General features: G+C 52.1%; 21 protein-coding genes. 6 read left to right on the forward strand and 15 right to left on the reverse strand.

What is annotated here, in order from left to right; genetic code table 11:
* Positions 1 to 155: 155 nt before the first annotated feature.
* The 3 genes from HPT30_RS24755 to HPT30_RS24765 are packed head-to-tail and all read right to left on the reverse strand — an operon-like array spanning position 156 to position 3049.
* Positions 156 to 1151, reverse strand: a complete 996-nt coding sequence (locus HPT30_RS24755; protein WP_175373968.1) for a sensor histidine kinase — start codon at positions 1149 to 1151, stop codon at positions 156 to 158.
* Entirely contained in the window at positions 1148 to 1846 is a 699-nt protein-coding gene (locus HPT30_RS24760) for a response regulator transcription factor (protein ID WP_175373969.1), read from the reverse strand. The genes HPT30_RS24755 and HPT30_RS24760 overlap by 4 nt, the downstream gene beginning before the upstream one ends.
* A 42-nt stretch (positions 1847 to 1888) precedes the next feature.
* Complete coding sequence (locus HPT30_RS24765; RefSeq protein ID WP_246317410.1) at positions 1889 to 3049, reverse strand: phosphodiester glycosidase family protein; 1161 nt, start codon at positions 3047 to 3049, stop codon at positions 1889 to 1891.
* A gap of 262 nt (positions 3050 to 3311) precedes the next feature.
* Here HPT30_RS24765 and HPT30_RS24770 point away from each other — a divergent pair, with 262 nt between their 5' ends.
* Both HPT30_RS24770 and HPT30_RS24775 read left to right on the forward strand, forming a co-directional pair.
* Positions 3312 to 3893 carry a histidine phosphatase family protein gene (locus HPT30_RS24770; protein WP_175373970.1) on the forward strand — a complete coding sequence of 194 codons (582 nt, stop codon included), beginning with the start codon at positions 3312 to 3314 and terminating at the stop codon, positions 3891 to 3893.
* A 295-nt stretch (positions 3894 to 4188) separates the two neighbouring features.
* Positions 4189 to 5016, forward strand: coding sequence for a GGDEF domain-containing protein (locus tag HPT30_RS24775; protein WP_175373971.1), 828 nt, complete (start codon positions 4189 to 4191; stop codon positions 5014 to 5016).
* A gap of 47 nt (positions 5017 to 5063) precedes the next feature.
* Here the strand turns inward: HPT30_RS24775 and HPT30_RS24780 are convergent, their stop codons facing one another.
* From HPT30_RS24780 to HPT30_RS24820, 9 genes are all read right to left on the reverse strand, one after another.
* A complete protein-coding gene (locus tag HPT30_RS24780; protein ID WP_175373972.1) occupies positions 5064 to 6332 on the reverse strand; it encodes an SLC45 family MFS transporter in 1269 nt (422 codons plus the stop codon).
* Between the two features lie 4 nt (positions 6333 to 6336).
* Positions 6337 to 7074: a glycerophosphodiester phosphodiesterase gene (locus HPT30_RS24785; protein WP_175373973.1), complete on the reverse strand. Its 738-nt coding sequence runs from the start codon at positions 7072 to 7074 to the stop codon at positions 6337 to 6339.
* Positions 7075 to 7209: 135 nt separating this feature from the next.
* On the reverse strand, positions 7210 to 7746 hold the full coding sequence (cysC, locus tag HPT30_RS24790) for an adenylyl-sulfate kinase (protein WP_175373974.1): 537 nt from the start codon (positions 7744 to 7746) through the stop codon (positions 7210 to 7212).
* Positions 7743 to 8609: an STM4011 family radical SAM protein gene (locus tag HPT30_RS24795; protein ID WP_175373975.1), complete on the reverse strand. Its 867-nt coding sequence runs from the start codon at positions 8607 to 8609 to the stop codon at positions 7743 to 7745. Before HPT30_RS24795 ends, cysC begins: the two co-directional genes overlap by 4 nt.
* Complete coding sequence (locus HPT30_RS24800; protein ID WP_175373976.1) at positions 8606 to 9991, reverse strand: STM4012 family radical SAM protein; 1386 nt, start codon at positions 9989 to 9991, stop codon at positions 8606 to 8608. Before HPT30_RS24800 ends, HPT30_RS24795 begins: the two co-directional genes overlap by 4 nt.
* 35 nt (positions 9992 to 10026) lie before the next feature.
* Positions 10027 to 10812 (reverse strand): STM4013/SEN3800 family hydrolase, encoded by a 786-nt coding sequence (locus HPT30_RS24805; RefSeq protein WP_175373977.1) that lies wholly within the window; start codon positions 10810 to 10812, stop codon positions 10027 to 10029.
* A 13-nt stretch (positions 10813 to 10825) separates the two neighbouring features.
* Complete coding sequence (locus HPT30_RS24810) at positions 10826 to 12205, reverse strand: STM4014 family protein (RefSeq protein WP_246317411.1); 1380 nt, start codon at positions 12203 to 12205, stop codon at positions 10826 to 10828.
* The gene (locus HPT30_RS24815; RefSeq protein ID WP_175373978.1) at positions 12165 to 13010 is read right to left on the reverse strand and encodes an STM4015 family protein; all 846 of its coding nucleotides are present in this window, start codon (positions 13008 to 13010) and stop codon (positions 12165 to 12167) included. Before HPT30_RS24815 ends, HPT30_RS24810 begins: the two co-directional genes overlap by 41 nt.
* Before the next feature lie 175 nt (positions 13011 to 13185).
* Positions 13186 to 13695 (reverse strand): GNAT family N-acetyltransferase, encoded by a 510-nt coding sequence (locus HPT30_RS24820; RefSeq protein WP_175373979.1) that lies wholly within the window; start codon positions 13693 to 13695, stop codon positions 13186 to 13188.
* A gap of 294 nt (positions 13696 to 13989) precedes the next feature.
* On the opposite strand from HPT30_RS24820, the gene HPT30_RS24825 reads away from it, so the two are divergent.
* Positions 13990 to 14682, forward strand: a complete 693-nt coding sequence (locus HPT30_RS24825; protein WP_175374057.1) for a copper homeostasis protein CutC — start codon at positions 13990 to 13992, stop codon at positions 14680 to 14682.
* On the opposite strand, the gene HPT30_RS24830 is transcribed toward HPT30_RS24825, so the two are convergent.
* Positions 14671 to 16362, reverse strand: coding sequence for a helix-turn-helix domain-containing protein (locus HPT30_RS24830; RefSeq protein ID WP_175373980.1), 1692 nt, complete (start codon positions 16360 to 16362; stop codon positions 14671 to 14673). The two genes, HPT30_RS24825 and HPT30_RS24830, sit on opposite strands and share 12 nt — an antisense overlap.
* 123 nt (positions 16363 to 16485) lie before the next feature.
* Positions 16486 to 17505: an ABC transporter substrate-binding protein gene (locus HPT30_RS24835; protein ID WP_175373981.1), complete on the reverse strand. Its 1020-nt coding sequence runs from the start codon at positions 17503 to 17505 to the stop codon at positions 16486 to 16488.
* 268 nt (positions 17506 to 17773) lie between these two features.
* Between HPT30_RS24835 and HPT30_RS24840 the strand changes: the two genes are divergently transcribed.
* Both HPT30_RS24840 and HPT30_RS24845 read left to right on the forward strand, forming a co-directional pair.
* Positions 17774 to 18829: an SPFH domain-containing protein gene (locus HPT30_RS24840; protein ID WP_175373982.1), complete on the forward strand. Its 1056-nt coding sequence runs from the start codon at positions 17774 to 17776 to the stop codon at positions 18827 to 18829.
* On the forward strand, positions 18826 to 19821 hold the full coding sequence (locus HPT30_RS24845; RefSeq protein ID WP_175373983.1) for a diacylglycerol kinase catalytic domain-containing protein: 996 nt from the start codon (positions 18826 to 18828) through the stop codon (positions 19819 to 19821). The genes HPT30_RS24840 and HPT30_RS24845 overlap by 4 nt, the downstream gene beginning before the upstream one ends.
* Before the next feature lie 133 nt (positions 19822 to 19954).
* Here the strand turns inward: HPT30_RS24845 and HPT30_RS30120 are convergent, their stop codons facing one another.
* On the reverse strand, positions 19955 to 20458 hold the full coding sequence (locus tag HPT30_RS30120) for a hypothetical protein (protein WP_246317413.1): 504 nt from the start codon (positions 20456 to 20458) through the stop codon (positions 19955 to 19957).
* A gap of 278 nt (positions 20459 to 20736) precedes the next feature.
* Here HPT30_RS30120 and HPT30_RS24855 point away from each other — a divergent pair, with 278 nt between their 5' ends.
* Complete coding sequence (locus HPT30_RS24855) at positions 20737 to 21645, forward strand: L,D-transpeptidase family protein (RefSeq protein ID WP_246317415.1); 909 nt, start codon at positions 20737 to 20739, stop codon at positions 21643 to 21645.
* Positions 21646 to 21672: the final 27 nt, after the last annotated feature.

The following is a 21672-nucleotide window of genomic DNA, read 5'->3' on the forward strand; positions in this document are numbered from 1 at the left end:
GGCGGGTTTTGATGTGCGGCTGTATTATTCCCCGGATCATATTCCTCATTCTGGATTAAGGTTTTGCATAGGGGATTAATCTCTGAATCCAGCGTTAAAAAAGAGGTCATCCGTAAAAAGCCGCAAGTGGCTTTTTACGGATGACCCTTGGGGTACTATCTTTGGGCAGTGCCGCTGAAAATAATCTGTACGGTCGTTCCCTCTTGAACCCGGGACTCCAGCTTTACCTGGTGTCCCAGCCGGGCGCAAATCTCGCGGACGAGATAGAGACCCATGCCGGTAGATTCATGGTATTGGCGTCCCCGTTCGCCGGTGAAGTAAGGATTGAATACCCGTTTCAGATCTTCCGGGGATATACCGATACCTTGGTCCGAGATCTTAAGGACTGTATCCAGGCCCTGACGCTCTGCTGTGATGATCACCGTTTTACCAGAGCCGGAGGTGTAATTAACAGCATTGGTCAGCAGCTGACTCAGCATGAACATCAGCCATTTGGCATCGCTGTACACCGAGAGGTCCGGGTCTACCCGAATCTCGGCATGAATGCCCCGCCGGATGAAGAGCCGGCGGTTCTCGGAGACCGCCGTGCTCACCGTCTGACGCAGGAGTAGCGCTTCCACCTGAAAGTCTTCTTCGAAACGTTCCAGCCTGGAAGTGTAGATTACCATCTCCAGCCCTTTACGGAGCCGTTCCACCTCTTCCTGGATGCTGGCAGCAGCATCGTCCTCCAAATCCTGGAGTGTGAGTTGGATCACGGATAGCGGCGTCTTCATCTGATGAACCCAGCGGTTCATGAAGACGATATGCTGATCCATCCGCGTGACATGCATGTTAAGCTGCTCCTGATAATGGCGATCCATCCGCTGCATCAACTCATTGACTGCTTCTGGCAGTGGAGAGTCACCGAGCGGCGCAAGGTGATCCTTGGAAGGAGGCTCCTGCTGCAGACTCAGTACAGCATATAGCCGGCGGTGCTGTACATAACGGTAGCACAGGTAAAGCAACAGAATGACACTACTAATCAGCATACCGTACAGCACAATGGAGAGCGGCCTGTTCTCCCCGGATATCCAGTACAGCACGGGTACTAGCAGCATTTGCAGCAGGTAGAACAGCAGCAAGGGGAGTTGATTCTTCCAGAACAGCTTCATAGGCTGCTGTCACCAAGGCTGAGACGGTAGCCCGCGCCCCGCACAGTTTCCACGATGTCCTCTAGCCCCAGCTCCTTGAGCTTTTTCCGGGCCCGGGTAATATATACGTTCAAAGTGTTGTCATCAATGAAATGCTGGTCTTCCCACATGAGGTCCAGCAGTCGCTCCCGGCTGACGACACGGCCTTCCTTGAGCATAAGTGCTTCTAGCAAAACAGCTTCTTTCTGAGTCAGTTCGGCAGTTTCCCCGGCATACTGCACAACGTACCGCTCCGGATAAAGGATCAGCCCACCCGACCGCAGTGTACGTTCTTCCTGGGTCTGCGCATAGGAACCGTAGGCCCTGCGCAGGTGGCTGCGGATTTTGGCTAGTACGACCTCGTAGTGAAAGGGTTTCGTAATATAATCGTCGGCGCCGTTCTCCAGTGCCATAACCTGATCCATTCCGCTGTCCCGGGCGGAGATGAAGAGAATGGGACATAGAGAGAACTTGCGGATTTGGCGGCACCAGTAGAACCCGTCATACCTAGGCAGATTGACGTCCAGGAGTACGAGATCGGCAGCGCTTTGCTTAAAGTCCTCCAGGACACTGTTAAAATCGTCTACGATAACGGTCCGGAATTCATATTTGGTAAGATAGGCACTCAGCAGGGTGGCTAGCTTGGCGTCATCCTCAACAATGAAAATCGTCTCCATGTTCAGGTCTCCTTTGGTTCAGAGTAAAGGCAACAGCAGAAATTATTGATATTTGACGATCAGGGCATTGCTGATCTGGCGCCCAGGCGAGGTTAAATATTTTCCATTGTAGAATAGCCCGCTGGAGGCTCCGCCATCCAGATTCATCGCCTGATAAGCGCCAGCCTGCTTCATAATCTCTGCCATTTGCGGAATGGTAGCACCGCCTGTGGTCACAATAATCAGCTTATGGTCGCGTGTCAGACCCAGTGCGCTGCGCGCGCCGCCGCCGGTCAGAATCTTGGGATCGCGGAAGCCCTCGGCCGCCACATTCAGGGATACCTTGCCGTCAAGCAGCAGACGCGGGCCAGCTTGAACAGCACCCTCAACTTGTCCGGCGTTGAAGCGAGCCTTGAAATCAAGACCAGCTACCAGTCCGGCCAAGTAATTCTTATCGTAAGCGAAGACGGCTCTGCGATCGGCCGGGCTGTCTTTGAGCAGCTTACCGTTGCTCACGATATATCCGTAAGGAGCTTTATATGATCCTTTGGTATAGGCATCAAAGAAAGTTCCGTTGACAGCAGCAATGGCACCACTGCGCTTGGCAATGCTGTTCAGATCCTCTACTTTTCCAACTGTATTTCCAGCCAGGACCATATCCAGTCTGACCTTGGGATGCAGCAGAGAGACGGTGACCGTCTGGATTTGGAAGCTGCGGCTTCCGACCTTAACGCTCTTGGCAGCCGCTACTACCCCTTGACTCTCCGCGGGGATCAGTGCGCCACTAAGTACAGGCAGGGTGGAGGAAACGTCCCCGCTAGCGATCGTAATGGAAGAGGATGGCGCGTCCCACTTTAGCCCCAATCCCAGTGATTTGCTGACTACAGACAGGGGGACATATAAAGTGCCGTTATCTGTAAAAGCGCGTTCCGTAGTGGTTGTTGCTTTACCATTCAAAGAGGCTCCGACTTGTCCAGGTGCAAGCGTGAGGACATTGTCGTCCTTGGTAATTTCAATTTTGTCTCCGGCAGCGCTCCATCCAGCCTTAATTCCATCAAAGCCATTCAGGAAGCGGAGGGGAATGTAAGAATGGTTACCCTTGTCAACGTATACCAGAGTCTTGGGTGCGGGGGCCGCACCGGCGGACGAAGGCGCCGAGGTGAGCGTTGGAAGTAGAAGGGCGGCGGTCAAAATCAGTGAACTGCATGTTTTTCTCATGTTCATAATCCGTATGTATCTCCTTTGGTCTGTGCAGCATCTAATGCTGTCAATTAGGATAATATGGCCCAATTTGCATAATCTTGGGCGTACTTATCATATAACTGGTCCCCGCAACCGTCAATTCATACCGTTTGGAGCGCAGGCAGAACCCCCTGTATTTTGGTTTAGAGAACCGCTTAGGGGAACCGCCATGTGCAACCGCAGCCGTCATAGTTTATACTTTAAGTAATCATGGAATATATAATGCATAAAGGCAGGTAATGCAATGACGACCACAATTGGCTTGATACGGCACGGGAGCACGTTCTGGAACAAGGAAGGCCGGGTCCAGGGCATTACAGATAACCCGCTCGATGAGGAGGGGCTGGAGCAGGCAGAAGCGATTGCTGAACGACTCAGCGGAGAGACATGGGATTATCTCTACTCTAGTGATTTGCTCCGGGCAAGACAGACGGCGGAGGCTATCAGCCGGAGACTAGGTATGGAAATTGCCGGTCTCGTACCAGGTATGCGCGAGATGGACGGGGGACTTATTGAAGGCACCAATGAACAGGAGCGTGTGGACCGCTGGGGAAAAGACTGGAAAGCGCTTGATCTTGGTCTGGAGAATCCTGATTTTGCCCAGCAGAGAGGCCGGCAGGCAATCGAAGAACTGGCGGAGAGACACCCGGGCAAAAATGTGCTGATAGTCAGCCATGGCGCTTTGTTGCGCCACACGTTGCGTGGGCTTATTCCCGGTCTGGATGTTAATGATCTGCTCAAGAACACCTCTATTACTCGGGTAGTTAAAACAGATGGCATCTGGAGTTGCGAGCTTTACAACTGTATCGAGCATCTGAGTGGCTAGAGGTAGTTGTTCACACAATAAGTGAATTCCCTTGTGAAATTATTAAAATGGCAGTCCGCGATTGATAGCGGACTGCCATTTTTTACAGCAATGCATCAACGTTCAGATGAGCAGCCGGATCTATTTCGAAATACCATTGTGCAGTAAGGCCAGCCGTGATTTTCTCCGGGGTTCCAGTTTCACTCTTTCAGCTCCCTTTGACAGACTTGTTCAGAAAATGTTGAGATGGCTTATGTTATACTTAAATATTATTATCCGCATTTTTAATATTCAATAAAGGTTGTGTGGATGCAGCATGGAAGAAACCCGAGTATTTATATTAACTGTGTGCTCCGTCCTCATTGCTGTGTCAGCCGCCTATGCATCACTGCGGCTGCTTCAGGGTTATGCAGGCAAGTCCCAGCGAGTCCGGGCCATGTACACCGGCATAGTCATTATTATAAACGGCTGCGGCATATGGGGGATGCATATCCTCGGACGCGTGCGCAGTCCACATACTGACGAAACCGGACAGAATCTAATGATCTCTTCGGCGGTTTACGCCATAACCATTGCTTTTCTAATGTTCCTGTGCTCCAGAATCATGCTGATTATGGCAGAAAGAGACCAGCTCAAGGAGCTGGCCTATAAGGATGCGTTAACAGGGCTGCTGAATAAGAATGGTATGGACCATTTTTGGGACCACTGCAAGGAAAATGAACAGATTGCGGTATTGTTTATCGACCTGAACCGTTTCAAATCGATCAATGACAGGCTCGGCCATCATGTAGGTGACTTATTACTGGAAGCCGTCGGCGGCAAGCTGGCCCAGTTCTCTAGTAAGGGGCGGCGTCATATTTATCGGATCGGTGGAGACGAGTTCGTCATTATTGCCAAGCGCTACAGCCAGAAGGAAGCGGAGCAGCTCGCTGTCCGTATTCTGGAGAAGACCGCCAAAAAATATAGCCTGGAACAGCATAATCTGTTCGTATCAGCAAGTATAGGTATCGCCATGAGTCACGGTAAGGTAGACCGCTACCAGCTTCTCAGGGAGGCCGACATCGCCATGTATAATGCGAAGCAGCTCGGGACGGGACGTTACTCCGTATATAAACCGGCCAGCAACACATTGAATGTCAAATAGAATGACATCTTAATAGTTCACAGTGTAACACCACGGGTTTCCGTTGATCAGGCACCGGGGGCGCGGTAGGGACTGGCCGTACTCTTACGTCCCTTGATTAATAGCAGGCAGAGCAGAGCCACCGCCATACTAAAGGCTGCGCAATAGAACAGAACAGAATATCCAAGCAGATCAATTAATAGACCGAGAATTGGCGGAGAACCGACGGCGGCCAGGGAGGATACCAGATAATACATTCCTGTCCGTGTGCCGATGCTCTCCTCAGTTCCTGTAGCAACGAGATAAGGATAAGAGTTAATGTTGATGCAGGCCCAGAAGATGCCCCCCAGCACTAGCAGTCCCCGCAGTATAAGCAGATTCTCTGCCACACCTACAAGCGCAAACACAGTCATCAGACCGCATACACCGGTAATGATGACTTTTTTCTTGCCGAACCGCCCCCCCAGCCAGCCGCTGGGAATGGCGAAGAGCACAAAGGCCAGTGAGAAGAAGGTGAGTGAGAAGGATGCTGCCTTTTCGCTAAGGCCAAGGTGATGTTTGCCATACAGCGTAAACAGCGTTTCCACCCCTTGGTAAGCAACGAACCAGAAGAAAATCGCAGCCAGCAGAAATAGGGTGGTCCGGTCCAATTGGCTTTTAAATGAGATGCGTCTAGCTTTGGCAGTGAGTGGTACAGAACTCGGTATTGAATTCTCTTCGCCGATAAGAGGGGGTTCGGCTGATGCTTCACCAGGAGGCATAGCTGTATGTTTCACCCGGTCCCGTTTCTCATTAATAAATCTTGATACAACTAGCAGACAGAGTAGTGTAATCAGTCCGGCCACAATAAAGGGCAATGCCGGGCTGGAATCATACAGGATAGATCCCACACCAAAGGCCAGGATGGAGCCGATTCCACCCATGAAGTTGATTAATCCGTTCGCTTTCGTCCGCTGGCTATCTGGTGTAATATCGGGCATCAGCGCCACAGTAGGCGAACGGTACAGGCTCATCGCCAGATTCATGAGCATCATGAAGAGTAGCAAGGTGAATAGTCCGGTGTGGAACGGAATCAGCATCGTCAGTACAGCGGCCAGGGGCATACCGATTAACAGATAGGGCATTCTGCGCCCATAGCGGGTTACTGTACGGTCGCTGCGGTTGCCGATCCACGGCTGCAGGAACAGCGCAAAGTAATTATCAATGGTCATCATAAAGCTGATCAGAGCTACACTGTGCACATACTTTTCCAGGAAAAAAGGAACAAACGCGTTATATAAGCTCCACGTAATGCTGATGCTGAAAAAGCCGAAGCCGAGCAGCCAGACCTTTTTCACCGTGTCACACTCCTTTGGCAGCCAGCAGTCCGGCCAGAATGTCAGGATGGTCCGTAATGATGCCGGCTACACCTGCATCGATCAGGTATTTCATCCGCTCAGGATCATTAACGGTGAATGGATGGTAGACGACACCGCGTGCCGCAGCTTCTGATACGAATTCCGGCAGTACTGCATAGTGGTTGGCATGCAGCGCAGCAGCACCAAGTGTAGCGGCATAATCCCAAGGGCGGTACAGGCCTTCCATGTACAGGATACCCGTGCGGATCTCCGGTGCCAGGGAGTGGAAATAAGCAAGAGAGTAGTGATTAAAGCTCGAAATGACAACCCGGTCGCTCATTCCCCATTCGCGGACAGCGGCGATAACTTTCTCCTCCATGCCTGGGTACGGGAACACTCCGTTTTTAAGCTCAATATTGAGAATGGTGTCGGTCTTGTGGAGCAGCTCGAGGAGGTCTTCCAGCAGCGGCAGTGGTTCCCCCGCAAAGGATTTGCCGAACCAGGAGCCGGCATCAAGGCTTAGCAGCTCGCGCAGCGTGTGATCCTTCACAGCACCGGTGCCGTTTGTGGTGCGTTCCAGCGTTTCATCATGAATGAGAATGAGTGCGCCATCCTTAGACATTTGAACGTCAGTTTCGATTCCGGTCGCTCCCAGCTCCAGGCTCTTGCGGAAGGCCGCCATCGTGTTCTCCGGGCAGACGGCGGATGCGCCGCGGTGGGCAAAGTTTATAATTGAAGTCATCGGTATGCTGTCCCTCCAATGGTTTGTTTAGTGTACCTGATTAGTCAGGCTATCCCATTCTATTTCCACATGCAGCAAAGAAACCCTGTCCGAAAATGCCGGCAGGGCTCCTATTTCGCAAATTTAACGCGGCCATTACATCCCCTTGTTGTTTTTGAGCCATTCCAGCAGAGTAGCCACACTTTCTTCGGGGGATTGCTCTGCTGTATGCAAGGTTAGCTCCGGATGTTCCGGGACTTCGTAGGGATCAGTTATGCCCGTGAACAGGGGGATATCGCCACGGCGCGCTTTGGCGTATAGTCCCTTGACATCCCGTTCCTCGCAAACCTGTAAAGGGCAGTCTACATAGATCTCGCCGAAGCCTGACAGGGTCTCCCTGGCGTATTCCCGCATCTCGCGGTAAGGACTGATCACAGATACGATTGTGATTACGTCATGACGGTTCAGCAGCCCTGCGAGATAGACAGCGCGGCGGATATTTTCGAACCGGTCCTCGCGGCTGAAGCCCAGACCCTTGCAGACATGCTGCCGGAGGTCATCGCCATCGAGCCATTCCACAGGTAGGCCTAGCTCTTCCAGCACTTCCGTCAGTCTGGAGGCGATCGTTGATTTGCCGGCACCGGACAAGCCGGTTAGCCACAATGTAAATCCGGTATTCTTGTTCTCATTCATAGGTTCATATCTCCGTATGGGATTCGCTCCAGCAGCCCGGAGCCATAGATTTCCTGCAGCTCCAGATGGGGCATGTGGATGTAGCCAATATAGCAGTCGCAAACGTTCATTCGGCAAGCCCGCTTGGCCGAGAGGCCTTCCAGTCCGTCCCGGTACAGGTTGCCGATTACACCCCGGTCTTTGTAGCAGCGTTTCACCAGTCCGGCTCCCTGGACATAGAAGACGGTGCTGCCAGCGCTGCAGAATTTACCGAGGCTTTCATAATCTGTTGCATTAATTTCAAAGTGCGGGTCTAACCCTCGCAGATAGGTCAGGTCTTCTGCCGTGTAGTAATCCGGGCGATCCTTGTAGGCATTGATCCACAAGTATACGTCCTCAGGCAACGAGGTACGCAGCGAAGCTATAGCGGGAAAGGCACTGCGGACGCCCACACTGCCTACACTGAAAGGAATTCCGCTGTTGTAGAGGGTCATGCACTGGGCGAGAAAACGTTCTTCTTCTACTTGTCCGGGATGGTAGGTCGCCCAGAATGCGACTTTGGCCGGGTTCAGCCCGGAAGTGAAATCCAATCTGGCCGACAGGTTGGTCTGGATCGCCACCTTATCGACATGCTCCATACCTGCAAGGGTCGTGATGGCGTCCTTGTACCAGCGGTGAGTCAGGCCTTCTCCGTACGGATTGAAGAAGATGGAAAGGCGGTGACCGGACGTTCCCTGATCGCCTACCCATTGTACGAACCGCTCGACGCCCTCACGGTCTTTGGCAAGTGTTGCGGCGCTATCCCGTGTTTTGCCGAAGGGGCAGTAAGGGCAGTCATAGTTGCAGGAGGTGAGGGTCCCGCGGTAATAGAGAACGGCCTTCATGGGAGGACGAACCTTTCCATACGCTCCCGAATGCTGGATGAAATAAACCAGTCGCCGATAGAGTCAGAGTAGCCTAGAGCTTCGCCGGTCAGGCGCAGCACATCGTCCTCCACAAGGCCAAATCCGGAGTCGGTGAGCAGAGCTAGCTCAGGAAAATCGCTCCACAGCAGGGTGCCGAAACGTTCAGTATACTGAGACAGCTTCAAGCCCTCGCTGTGCAGAATAGCCTTCAGGATAAAGCGGCGTTTCTGTTCTTCCGGCTCCAGCACAATCCCGTAATCGGCGGTATCATAACGTTCTGCGGCTACATAATCGGCGATGATGCTCTCCGTAGCCTTGCGGCTGACTCCATAACGAGAGGCATAGTGTACGCCCCGGGTATAGGAGCGGGCTCCGCACCCCAGCCCCACCATCCCTTCTTCCTGGCAGCTGTAATCCAGAAGCGGCTTGTGACTTTCGGCTGTCTCTTTAGCGAAGCGGCGCATAGAGTACTGACGGTACCCATGACGTTCAAGCAATTCGCGGGCAGCATTATAGCACTGTAGCCGGATATCCTCCTGTCGCTCCAGATCGCCGGGTTTCACAATCGTGTGCTCACGGGTGTAGAGGGGATAGATGAAGATTTCACCTGGATTATAAGACAGCGTCTGGTTCAGCGAATACAGCCAAGTCTCTACGGTTTGACCTGGAAGTCCATAGATCAGATCGAGATTCAGAATTGGAAAATCATATCGACCCAGCAGCTCCAACGCCCGGTACACTACGTCAGGGTCTTGAGGCCGGTAAATTGCTGCCGACTCTGAGGCGACGAAGCTTTGAATGCCCATGCTGACCCGGTCTACGTTTGCGTCTTTCAGAATTTCCAGTTTTTCTACAGTAAGGGTCTCTGGCGAAGTTTCTACCGAGATCGAGACTTTGTCTGTTGCGAGCCCCATGATGTCCGTGGCAATGTAGAACAGGCGGCGGAGCTGATCCGGGGCAAGTAAGGTCGGGGTGCCGCCGCCAATGGCAAACCGGGCATATGGCTTATGGGCCGTGAACGGCGCCCACTGCCGGGCTTGACGCTCCAGAGCATCCACATAGCGGGCGTGCACATCAGCCCGTTTGTCAGGCAGTGTGAACAGATTGCAGAACCCGCAGCGGGCACCGCAGAACGGGATATGCATGTATAGAAAGAACGATTCGGCAGGTTCGTCACGCCATAGTTCATTCAAGGGCAGCGGCGGTTCCAAATCACGGTAAGCCGTTTTATGCGGATAGGAATACAGATAAGAACGATAAGGATCAGCGGTAATTCCGCTTTTCCATTGCAGAAGCTCCTCCGATGAGGGGGACGGGCTAACGTCGCCATGGAGCAACCGGGGATGATACGATGACGCCATAGACTGTTCTCCATCCTTTCGGAATCCATTTGGTATCACAAAATAAATTCGCGGTATGGAACATTCCATACCGTCTCATGCGCGAGCCGGTGACCTTGATAGCCATCTTCGCCATAGGCTGTGCCATGGTCGGAGAAGGCCAGACAGAATGTCGGATTGCCGCGCTCACGGAAGGCCTGGAATAGACGGCCGAGTTCTCCATCGACGTAGCGGAGCGCAGCGCGCTGGCTGTCGACGGAGTCTTTTTTGGCTCCTGGCAGGAAATAATGGTTCGGTCCATGGATCGCGGATACGTTCAGGAACATGAATAACCGCTGTGACCGATCCACAGTATCCAGAATTTTAAGGGCATGATTCACCTGATGCTCTGTAGAACGGGGGTTCGTCACACCGAAGTTCATACGCCAGTAGCTTTGTTGAAAATAACCGGGCAGTACCCGGGCGAGCGGATTCTTCTTGGTGAAAAAAATAACGCCCCCGATACAAACCGTCCGGTAGCCTTCAGCCGCCAGTCCGGAGACGATGTCCGGTGTATCGAACAGCCAGGTATGGGGATGGGTCTTCATCCCGGTGTTCTTGGAATGGAACATGCGAATATGTTCCGACTTGTCTGTTGTTGCAGGCGTTGGCAGGAAGCCGCCGAAAAATGCGTGATGAGCCGCATAAGTGAAGCTTCCCGGCGTATGTCGTTTCTCCCATGATCCGGTTCCGCACAGGTTGGGACAATTCTCTTCCTCCAGAACGGCAGCATCATAACGTAGAGTATCGAGTGTAATCATTAGGATGTCATGGGTGCCAACAATAGTGTTCATATCTGTCATGATGATCCGTCCTTTATAAACGATGTTGAGGGAGGGAAGGCTGGGGTCTGTCAGCCAGCATCTTCATCTCCCATTCATAGGTACCGTAGCCGTGGTACTCCACATCATACAGCAGATCGCCGAATGGATTAACATCGGCAATATATGTGCGCTGCGGGTTGCCAGATACCAGTACATCCATCCCCGCAATTGCGGAGCCTGGAAAAGCAGCAAGTGCCTGCCTGGCAGTCTCCTGCACTTGTTCCAGCATCTCTTCGGATAGCCCGGCTTCGGTGGGTGTCATCCGCTGGCTGCGCAGATGCAGATTTGTGATCGGTGTCGTGCTGCAGCGGGCCACAGCATGGCAGGCCTCTCCGAAGACGACAAGCTGACGGATATCAAAGGATCGTCCGCCTTGACTAGCCTTGGGCACCCACTGCTCGGCATAGGCCCCGTGCCGATAGAGCCAGTTGATAATGGCTTCTATGGTTTTGCGATCGGTATAGCGGCGCAGCTTCCCCGAATTATAATAGATCGGAGGGCGGGTAATGAAGGATTCTACCCCGACGGTTGTTATCGCCAGTTCCGCCCCAGTGGAAGGGTTCACCTGATAAGCGATCACGCCGGAAGCGGCAGAGCCGCAGGCCAGCTTGATGAACACACGGTGCATTCGTTCCGCGGCCATTTTCTTACGGAGCGAAGCATAGTCCACAGGGGGCTGAGTGCCACCGAGCGGGCGCGGCACGGGAACTCCCGCTGCTGCGAGAATTCGCTGTGTCTCCCGTTTGTCGGTCATGGCGATAATCTCCGCCGGATCATTAAGCCATTCCGCGCCGGGCCAGGCCTCCGCCGCCTCGCGCTTCAACCTTCCCAGCAGCCGGCAGTAGCCGCGGAACCACTGGGAAGGATGGTGCAGCACGCCCGGCAGGTCCTGCAGCCGGAGCGCCGCCTTGACGCTGAGCGGCAGCGGGCGGAGCTGTGGCCGCTCAGCGCTATGGGGCAGCGAATCGAGTTGTCGCTGCTCGGTGTTTGGCGGCAGCGAGCTGTGCTGCTGCCGCTCGAAGCCTGGATACAGCGCATCGCTGGTATCCGGGGCGTCCGGCGCGCCCAGGGCAATCAGGGCGCGCTCACTCTCGAAGCTGCCGCCTGGCGAATCCAGGCGCAGCAGCGGGGAAACGCTGCCCCTGCCGGCAGCGTCGGCCATTGCTGGCTGCTGCTCTGCCAGCAGCTCAGCTAAAGACCGGCCCTGTAGCAGTCCGGCGTAGGGCAGGATGATGGCGGGCGGGAGGCCAAGCCTCTCCCTGGCCTGCCGGATGCCCTCGGTCCGCCGGTCGCCAGGATGGCCGATGACGATCAGCGGCTGCATCTCGGCGTTACTCCGTAATGGACGGATAACGCCAGTCCTCGTCATCATCGCTTTGCTGCTGATCGCTGACATCGACAGGCAGTCCGCTCTGCTGCCAGCGGGCTACCATTTCATTAGACATATAATGATAGCTGAGATTCAGCGCTTTTAATTTCTTGATTCGATCACTGGCGAGCAGTGCTTCAGCACCGGTATCGCTTAAAGTGCCAAGGGACAGGTCGAGTGTGTCGAGCTGATCCAGAATTGGAGCATCTGCGATCGCTGCTGCGATCTCGTCCTGCATCTCGCTATTTTTCAACCCTAGATAGTTGAGCTTGGGGAACTTGCCGGGTTCAATTAGTGGGAGAATATCCTCCAGACTGCCGTCAAATCCGTATTCATCTACACCGAGGTACAGCTCTAGCTTGCGTAGATTCGGCAGACTGCTGCCGGCAATTTGCGCAAGAACATCCTTGCCCAGGCCGCCACAGATGATTCTCAGTTCCTCCAGCTTGTCATGCTTCAGATGGCTCAGGCTCAGATTGTTCGAGCCTTGAATGGTGAAGGATTGCAGCTCCGGAAAGGCAGTGAGCAGCGGCGACAGATCACTTTGGGTAATCCACGAAATCTCGCATTCCTCAGAGTCCATCTCGCCGATGAACAGCTTACGAAGCAGTGGGAAGCTTGCACTGTGCTGGACAAGGGCCTCTACCACCTCTTCCGAGCTGTTCTCATAGGTCTGTCCCCAATCGCCAATAATCAGGCTGCTCAGTGCTGCACTTTCAGCGCTCTGGCTGAGCTTTTCAATCTCTTCACCAATCCGCTTACCCTCTTCGAATTCGTCGTAGCCAATCGTAAGCTTCACTTCAGTCATGATGTTCCCTCCCGGAAAAAGTTTTACTTCGAAACTACCCTATCATTTGGCGAAAGGGGAGTCAAATGACCAAAGACCCAGCAACGCTGCTTGCAGATCATCAGCTTTATCCTCATGAATAAACGGCAAGCCCCAACTCCCGGGGCTTGCCGTTTATTCATAAAATCGTGCTTCGTTATTGCTTTTTGTAGTACAACACTGTGGTGTGGAGTTCTCCATTCCCGGAGCGGGCAAAATACGGGATTCTGCCCGCCTCAATAAAACCGCGCGACTGGTAGAGCAGGTTGGAGGGATCACCCTCACGGGTATCCAGTGTCAACAGCTCACGGTCTTCTGCAGCAGCTGCAGCCTCGGCGGTATCCATGAGCCGCCCGGCAATGCCTTTTCTGCGATGATCCGGGTGAACCATCAGTTTGGCGATCTCCGCACGGTGGAGCGCATTGGCCTTTCTAGCCAGCTGCAACTGGATCGTACCTGTAATGGTATCCCCTTCCCGCGCGATCCAGAGCAAGACGCCAGGACTCAAAACGCTCCGCCAATAATCCAAGGCTTCGGCTTTGTCTAATGGCGGGAGGAAGCCGATGGAAGCTCCATCATTCACAACAGAGATCAGCATTTCACTTAACCCAAGTTCAATTTCTGGAGTCAATGATTCTACTAGTGTGATTATAGGTTCGGTAGTCATGGGCGACCCATCCTTTCAATATGACGATGATGAAATATACTAATTGTCATTATACTGACGTTAACTATATTTACAATAAAATTCGATAGCAAGATAATTTGTGTTATATGTATGTAATATATATAAATTTATGAGGCGACTATTTACCTAATAAAGTCCTGAATTGTTGTAAAATTGTAAAAGTCCCTTGGAACGCAGTACAATGAATGTAGATTATTGTAACTTATAGAGAAATTAAATAAAGCCATATTAGCAGCATTCATCAGGAAGACATGGATAGGGGGAAGAGTGACTATGCTATTGGAAGTGATTGCGACAACCTTAGGGGATGCTGTGACAGCCGAGCGCTATGGTGCTGACCGCATAGAACTGATTGCAGGCATCGCTGAAGGCGGTTTAACGCCAAGTCTTGGCCTGATTGAGCAGGTGCGAGCGGCCGTTAACATCCCGGTCCGGGTAATGATTCGTCCGCATGCCCGCTCATTTGTATATGATGAATCCGAGCTTAGAGTTATGCGCAGAGATATCCGTCACATTGCATCGGTGGGCGGGTTGTCCTTGGTGTTGGGGGTGTTGGGCCCTGATGGTACCATTGATGAGCGGGCACTGGCTTCGCTTCTGGAGGAGGCTCCTGGTGTGCCGGTTACCTTCCACCGGGCGTTTGATGAAGTGACCGACCAGTTGGAGGCTCTGGAGGTGTTGCTTGGATATCCACAGATTACGGATATTCTGACATCCGGTGGCCGCCGGACAGCCCCGGAAGGGGCGGAACGGTTAGCCGTACTGGAGCGGCTGACCGCTGGAAAGCCGCTCCGTATTCTGGCTGGCAGCGGCTTGACCGCCAGTGGCTTAAGCGATTTTGTACGCGACACGGGCGTGCGCCGTTTGCATTTTGGCTCCGCCGCTCGGAAGAACGGTGACCCGCTGCGCCCGGTGGACGCGTCGCGGGTCACCGAGATCCGCAGGATTCTGGGATCATTGAAGTAATCGGCTTACCGGAGCAGGAGCTTGTAACAGCTTGGGCAGCCATGTCAACAGCTTTTCCCGGGTTAGGGCGTCGTCGGTGTTCCATTTAGCCTCGTCCAGCAAGTAAACGAAGTCGTTTTGCACAGCTGGGAGGCTTGCCCACTCGGGACTGTGCAGTAGTTCTTCCATAGCCAAACGGGAATCCTCCCGTTCGGGGATGAGCATGAAGATACGGTCGCCTGTGTAGGAAGCCAAGTCACCAGCTTCAATCTCACCGAAGCCAAGATCCTGGTCCAGAATCTCTTTTCTGATCCTGTCCACAGGTTTAAAGCCGCCTGGCGCATAGAGCGCCGGGGCCAAACCTGTGCATCCCATGGCAAACAGGCGGTTGCCATGGTCGTGAATCAGAACAGAGGCCGTTTCACCCGGTCTCACCAGCTCTTCAGCATGCAGGCGCTGCCACAAGGCAGCGTTTTTTGTGCTGAAGCTGTCCAGCCAGGCTGCGGCCTCGCTTTCTTTATGTAGCCAGCTTCCCAGTATACGGAGGCGCTCTTCAAGCGAAGCGAATGAGTCGAAGGCTAGTGTCGGCGCGATGGCAGAGATGCGGCTGTACTCTTCATCATTGGCACTGGACAGAATGATAAGATCGGGACTCAGGGAGTCGGCCGCCTCGGTATCCAGTGGGAAGCCAACATTGACCAGCTTTTTCAGTCGGTGCTTGTAGACCCGATTCCAGGAGAAGGCATCTTCTCCACCGATAGGTTTGATCCCCAGTGCCAGCAGATCGCCGATCGTCTCGCCGTGATAGATGATGCGTCTGGGCTTCTCCGGAATCTCTACTTCATGACCAGTCCAATCCGTTACCCGGCGGGTTGGGCGATGGAAGTGGGCGTATTGACCCGGTGCGATCCCGGTTCTCTGCCGGAAGCGGCGGTTGAAATAATACTCATCAGTGTAACCGACCTGGCGGGCGATTTCCCGCAGCGGTTCACCCGAGTGGAGCAGCAACTGCTTGGAGTGTTGAATCCGCAGATCAGTCAAATACTCTAACGGCTTGCTCCCGGTAAGGTTCTGGAAGATTGGGGTGTACTGCCAGATGGACATGCCGGCAATCTGGGCCAGCTGCTTCACTGTAATGTTCTCCATATAGTGGTCCTGAAGGTAACGTATCGTGCGTTCAACAGACTGGGTTGGACTTTCTATGTCTTCAGAACGGAAATTATACTCGAACAAGAACAGCAGAAGCTCTTGAAGCCTAAGGTTCTGCTTCATGTGGCTGATTTCATCGGTATATACGCGGTTTGAGTACAATTCCTCCACAAGCCGGATCAGCTTGGAGAACGGATAGGCGACCAGTTCCCGTCGGCCTGTCAGCAACCGGCGGGAATACACTACAGGTGTCTTGCTTTCACTGGTATAAATAGATGTAAAGCAAACCTCATAGTAATAGAGTTTAGTCTCGTTGTCGCAGATATGGAGAGTCTCCCCGGGGGAGAGTAGAACGCATGCTTCTGTTCTTAGCATCACAGTCTCGTCGCCTGCTTGCAGCTCTCCTGTACCGCTGGTAAAGACGAGCAGAGTATACTGCTTAGCAGGTGCTGGCTGGGAGGATGTACCGGCAGTTTGCATTCTTAGTTCAACATCCGACAGTTGAAACAGTAAGGAATGCAGTGGGGCGGTAGGGGGTGTGGGGTGAAGCATAGGTAGTGTCCTCCTTGATTCAGTGATAATCATTATCAATTATATCTATTGTATATAAAATAAAGAAGCCGATCAACAGATGTTGATAGGCTTCGAGTCGTTTGCTATAGCAGTGACTCCGCTTTACTTTTTAGAAATGAGACTCGGAATCTGCTGGAGTAGCCATTCTCTGGTGGAGGCGTCAGCAGATGTCTGCTCGATATCCTGGAAGTATACATATCCGTTTTTGACAGCAGGGAGGTTCTTCCACAGCTGGCTGTTAATCAGCTGTTCCGTGGATTTTTTGGCTTCGTCCGCTACCGGATTCAGGATGAAGATACGATCACCAGCGTATTCCTTAAGCAGCTCCATGGATATTTCCTCGAAGCCTTTGTTATCATCCAGCACCTTCTGGATTAATGGAGTCGGCTTAAAGCCATTCTCTTCATACAACACTTGTGAAAGTCCTGTAGTGGCCATAACGAACAGACGGTCGCCGGGATAATATGTGAAGACCGATGCGGTCTCACCTGGCTTCATCCCGGAAGCCTTAAGCTGTTCCCACATAGCTGCTTCCTTTACCTTGTACTGGGCCAGCCAGGATTCGGCTTCCTTTGTTTTGCCCAGGATTGTTCCGAGCTCCAGCATCCGTTCCTTCAGCGGCGCAAAGGTATCGAAGATGACGGTAGGCGCAATTTTGGACAACGCTTCAAAATCTGCTTCATCCGTAACGGAGTAAATGATCAAGTCGGGCTGCAGTTCAAGTGTCTTTTCCAGGTTGATTGGGAAGCCCACATCCTCTACGCCTTGAACTTTATCTTCATAGATTTGGTGTTCATACATTCCTTTGGACGCGCCAACGGCTTGTACACCCAAAGTGAGGAGGTCGCCGTATGTCTCCCCGAAGAAGACAATTTTCTGCGGGTTATCTGGGATTTCTACAGTATGTCCTCTGTAATCTGTATACGAATGGGTACCGCCAGTTTTTGTAGCTGTATCGGTTGTAGCTTCCGGTGACGAAGATGCCTCTGCAATGGTGTTGCTAGTGCTGTTCCCTTTATTATTGCTGGTTTGTGATTCGTTCTTACTGGTGCAGGCCAGCAGCAGCGTGCCCATCAGTATGATCATGCATAATACGGCTATGGATTGTCTAACTTGCTTCATTATATTTTGTCCCCCCACATAGATATAAGACCATCAACAATAATGATAATCATTCTCGATAGAAAATATCATAAAGGAATGTGCTTCATGACTCAATGGACAAACCTAAAGCGGACAATTGATTTTGTGCAAAATAGTGGAGATGAGTCACTTAAAGAGTGAACATGAACAACTCAACAATAAAAATGTTAATAACATATTGATAATAACAAAATAACGTGATATCATGATGATAATAACAAAAAGTTAATAACAGGAGGTTTTGTCCATGTTCGGATTCAGATTTGTGAAATTCCAGCCCAGTGAATATGTACTGAAGGTGAAGAACGGCAAAGTCGTCCGTGAAGGTATCGGTCTTTCTTTTCATTATTATGCGCCTACGACCTCGGTGGTTGTTGTTCCGGTATCGTCGATAGATGTTCCGTTCATATTCGAGGAAATTACCCATGACTATCAGACTGTGACTGTACAGGGGCAGCTTACTTATCGGATCGTCGATTACCGTAAAACAACGCAAATTTTGAATTACACCTATAACCTGAAAAAAAATACGTACCTCTCCGATGATCCCGGCAAGTTGGCCCAACGGGTCATTAATATCGCCAAAGTGCTGACAAAAAAGCAAATGGAGCAGCTTCCGCTCAGGGATGCCATTCAATCCAGTGAACGTCTGGCCCGGAGCATTACACAGGAAATCGCCAGGAATGATGAGATTGAGAAGCTGGGTATTGAACTAATGGGCTTGTCGATTCTGGCCATCGTGCCGAACAAGGAGACGCTGCGGGCGCTGGAAGCGCAGGCTAGAGAAGAAATTCTTCGCGATGCCGACAATGCGCTGTACGAGCGGCGCAATGCTTCGATTGAACAGGAGAGACGGGTTAAGGAGAATGAGCTGAGCACCGAGATCGCTGTAGAGACGAAGAAAAAACAGATCCGGGAGACGCAATTGGACGCCGAGCGTGCGGTGAAGCAGAAGCAGAATCAGATGAAGGAAGAACAGCTCAGCTTCGATACGGCACTGGAAGAGAAGAAGCAGGAACTGATTGAACTGGCCATTGCCAATAAAAAAGCAGAAGCAGATGCCCGTGCCTATGAGCTGTCGGCCATCATGAACTCGCTGCAAAATGTGGCACCAAATGTGCTGCAGGCCTTGACCCAGGTCGGCATGAATCCCGAGAAGCTGATCGCCATCGCGTTCCAGGATCTGGCCGGCAATGCCGGAAAGATCGGGCAGCTTAATATCACGCCGGATCTGCTGCAAGGACTGATCGCGAAGCCTGACGGCATCGCTGCGCCAGCGGGCAGAGGGGCGGGAGGCCGATGAGTGGCGCAAGATCGGAGAACAAGATTGTTTTGGTGAAACGCAAGACCCGGCTGGAGGAGTTGGTCGTCCGCTACAATACGATCCAGCAAGCCCAGTTCTATATTGAGCGGCTGGGGGCAGACTTCAGCGACTATGTGTCTGAAGACTTTAATTATCGGGCAGCCGTGCAACAAGCCGTAATTGAGCTTGGCGCATTGGGGCGGGTGCAGGTGCTGGACCGCCAGCATGTCCCGAATTTTATCTTTGGAGAAGAGGATACAGTGGTGGCTGTCGGGCAGGATGGACTTGTCGCTAACATCCTCAAATACCTGAACGGCCAGCCGCTGATTGGAGTTAATCCCGACCCAGGCCGCTGGGACGGAGTGCTATTGCCCTTTACGGTCAAGGATCTGAAACTGATCATTCCAGATGTACTTCGCGGCAGACGTCAGCTGACAGAAGTAACACTAGCCAAGGCTCAGCTTAACGATGGGCAAAGTCTCTACGGCGTCAACGATCTGTTCATTGGCCGAAATACACATGTGTCCGCCCGTTACCAGTTGCAGGTTAGCGGGCAGACAGAGCAGCAATCCTCCAGCGGGGTTATCGTATCGACTGGGCTTGGCTCGACTGGCTGGCTCAAAAGCGTGCTGGCTGGGGCTGCTGGTATATCGAAGAGGGCCGCAGAAATGAAGGTAATGTCTATGTTGGAAGATACGGATAGCAGCAGAGGTAATGCTGCTACAGGAACTCAGGATCCGCCGGAAATCAGGCTGCCCTGGGATCATTCCAAGCTGTATTTCACGGTAAGAGAGCCATTTCCCAGCAGAGCCACCTCTGCCGAATTGGTTTTTGGACAGATTGGTGAGGAGAGTCCGCTGCGCATCACTTCGCAGATGCCGGAGAACGGGGTAATCTTCAGTGACGGTGTGGAGAGTGACTTTCTGGAGTTCAACTCCGGAGTGGAGGCAACGATTAGTCTGGCCGAGAAGAGAGGCCGCCTGGTTGTATAGTAGAAGGCTTTATGAAAGCCGGCAGGTCAGTAGGTTAGCAGGTCGGTAGATCGGTAGAACGCTGACCAGATGATCAGCATTAGAAAAAAGGCGGACGGTGACCCGTTCGCCCTTTTTTACAGCAGTAAGCTGTTTATTGATAGCTTCTGTTGTTGTTTTGCATGGAATTGCTCGGGATGGAATGGTTCATGCCGGAACTGTAACCTGTGTTGTATCCGGAATGACTCGAATACCCTGAATTGTTCCCCATATTACTGCTTGAATGCATCGGAGAATGCTGTGATGAATGCAGGGGTTGCTGCTGGTTAAACGACGGGTTATAAGACGGGGTGAAGGATGGAGTGTAGCTTGGCACTGAAGTATTGTAGCTGCTGGTCTGTGCACTGCTCTCGAGCTGTCTACAGATCTGAGAGATCTGTTGCATTTGCTGGATGGCCGTTTGATGACCTTGCAGCGCACTTTGAATCATTTGGGCAGCTTTATGTTCACGCTGAGCAATTTCTTCGAGTCTTACTGCATTTTGCTGCTCCTGTTGCAGCAGTTGCTGGTAGTTTTGGCTGGCTTGTTGCGTTTGGTTCACGAGTTGCTGAATAATTTGCTCACATTGGTTGATCTGGCTGGAAAGATTTGAATTCAATTGGGTAGCCTCCTTGGCGGGTTCGGTTTATAATGCGCTTTTATTATGACTTGCAGCAATTTGGATTATTCTGTAGCCCCATTATTTACTAGCCCTGTGGTGCCGGATTGGTGGACGGTTATGTTATCGCATTTGGTTCGGGAAAGAAGCGGTAGATCCAACGTGGACAAGGGCAACGAAATAGGTACAGGTCGTGGTGCAACAATTACGGCTGGTTTTCGTATGTAAATAAAAGTGTTTCATCTGGAAACACTCAAAGACTTGTCGGAGGTGCGTACATGAATTTTTGTTTGACGGAAGGCCGTTTGCGGCTTTCTCTGAAGCGGACCCTTGGGCTTATGCTTGTGCTCGGGCTGCTGTTCACAGCCTGCATAGGGGGCGTGGCGGAAGCATCCGCCAGCACGGACCTGCTAATTGTGAACAAGAAAACCAACAAGCTGGCGTATTTCAGCGGTGGGAAGCTGGAGAAGACTTTCCCGGTAGCTACAGGTAAGACCAAAGCTTTAACCCCGGAAGGCAGCTTCAAGATTGTTGTCAAAATCCAGAACAGACCCTATTATAAAGAGAAGATTCCTGGAGGAGATCCTTCCAATCCGCTGGGTGACCGCTGGCTCGGGCTGGAAGTGAACGGGACGAAAGGCACTACTTATGCGATTCACGGCAATAATAACGAATCATCTATTGGAAAATATGTAAGTGCCGGATGCATCCGCATGCATAATGAAGATATTCGCTGGTTGTATCCACGGATCTCCAAGAATACTACGGTTGTTATTATTTCGACTTCTGCCGATATGGAGAGCATTGCGGTCAATCATGGATATGCTGTAGGGAAGACTCTTGTTCCCGGAACGTTCATCGTGGGCGGGGTTTCCACGAAATTGCAAGAACCGTTTGTCGTCGAACAATCCCGGGTCTACGTTCCGTTGAAAGAACTGGTGACTCTGAGCGGAGGAACGATGAACCGTAACGCCGGAACAGGTGAGCTGACCATAGCGATCGGAAACCGATCGGTGACGCATAAGCCATTGTCTGATAAGGCTGTAGTTAATGGTACAAGTGTTACCATGCTGCCCTCGCGGAATGTGAATGACCGACTGTTGATTCCATTGAGTAGCGTGCCTGCACTGTTCGGGATTAATGTGAAATGGAACCCGCAGCAGCAGTCGGTAACGCTTTTGAAATAATAACGAACTTATTTTCTATTATTAATA

Origin of the sequence: Paenibacillus agri, assembly GCF_013359945.1 — a bacterium.
GTDB lineage: Bacteria > Bacillota > Bacilli > Paenibacillales > Paenibacillaceae > Paenibacillus_AQ > Paenibacillus_AQ agri.

What these genes read in the sequence shown, in the direction of transcription:
- HPT30_RS24755 (WP_175373968.1), bottom strand. Translation starts at nt 1,151, where the DNA reads ATGAAGCTGTTCTGGAAGAATCAACTCCCCTTGCTGCTGTTCTACCTG.
- HPT30_RS24760 (WP_175373969.1), bottom strand. Translation starts at nt 1,846, where the DNA reads ATGGAGACGATTTTCATTGTTGAGGATGACGCCAAGCTAGCCACCCTG.
- HPT30_RS24765 (WP_246317410.1), bottom strand. Translation starts at nt 3,049, where the DNA reads ATGAACATGAGAAAAACATGCAGTTCACTGATTTTGACCGCCGCCCTT.
- HPT30_RS24770 (WP_175373970.1), top strand. Translation starts at nt 3,312, where the DNA reads ATGACGACCACAATTGGCTTGATACGGCACGGGAGCACGTTCTGGAAC.
- HPT30_RS24775 (WP_175373971.1), top strand. Translation starts at nt 4,189, where the DNA reads ATGGAAGAAACCCGAGTATTTATATTAACTGTGTGCTCCGTCCTCATT.
- HPT30_RS24785 (WP_175373973.1), bottom strand. Translation starts at nt 7,074, where the DNA reads ATGACTTCAATTATAAACTTTGCCCACCGCGGCGCATCCGCCGTCTGC.
- cysC (WP_175373974.1), bottom strand. Translation starts at nt 7,746, where the DNA reads ATGAATGAGAACAAGAATACCGGATTTACATTGTGGCTAACCGGCTTG.
- HPT30_RS24795 (WP_175373975.1), bottom strand. Translation starts at nt 8,609, where the DNA reads ATGAAGGCCGTTCTCTATTACCGCGGGACCCTCACCTCCTGCAACTAT.
- HPT30_RS24800 (WP_175373976.1), bottom strand. Translation starts at nt 9,991, where the DNA reads ATGGCGTCATCGTATCATCCCCGGTTGCTCCATGGCGACGTTAGCCCG.
- HPT30_RS24805 (WP_175373977.1), bottom strand. Translation starts at nt 10,812, where the DNA reads ATGACAGATATGAACACTATTGTTGGCACCCATGACATCCTAATGATT.
- HPT30_RS24810 (WP_246317411.1), bottom strand. Translation starts at nt 12,205, where the DNA reads ATGATGACGAGGACTGGCGTTATCCGTCCATTACGGAGTAACGCCGAG.
- HPT30_RS24815 (WP_175373978.1), bottom strand. Translation starts at nt 13,010, where the DNA reads ATGACTGAAGTGAAGCTTACGATTGGCTACGACGAATTCGAAGAGGGT.
- HPT30_RS24820 (WP_175373979.1), bottom strand. Translation starts at nt 13,695, where the DNA reads ATGACTACCGAACCTATAATCACACTAGTAGAATCATTGACTCCAGAA.
- HPT30_RS24825 (WP_175374057.1), top strand. Translation starts at nt 13,990, where the DNA reads ATGCTATTGGAAGTGATTGCGACAACCTTAGGGGATGCTGTGACAGCC.
- HPT30_RS24830 (WP_175373980.1), bottom strand. Translation starts at nt 16,362, where the DNA reads ATGCTTCACCCCACACCCCCTACCGCCCCACTGCATTCCTTACTGTTT.
- HPT30_RS24835 (WP_175373981.1), bottom strand. Translation starts at nt 17,505, where the DNA reads ATGAAGCAAGTTAGACAATCCATAGCCGTATTATGCATGATCATACTG.
- HPT30_RS24840 (WP_175373982.1), top strand. Translation starts at nt 17,774, where the DNA reads ATGTTCGGATTCAGATTTGTGAAATTCCAGCCCAGTGAATATGTACTG.
- HPT30_RS24845 (WP_175373983.1), top strand. Translation starts at nt 18,826, where the DNA reads ATGAGTGGCGCAAGATCGGAGAACAAGATTGTTTTGGTGAAACGCAAG.
- HPT30_RS24855 (WP_246317415.1), top strand. Translation starts at nt 20,737, where the DNA reads ATGAATTTTTGTTTGACGGAAGGCCGTTTGCGGCTTTCTCTGAAGCGG.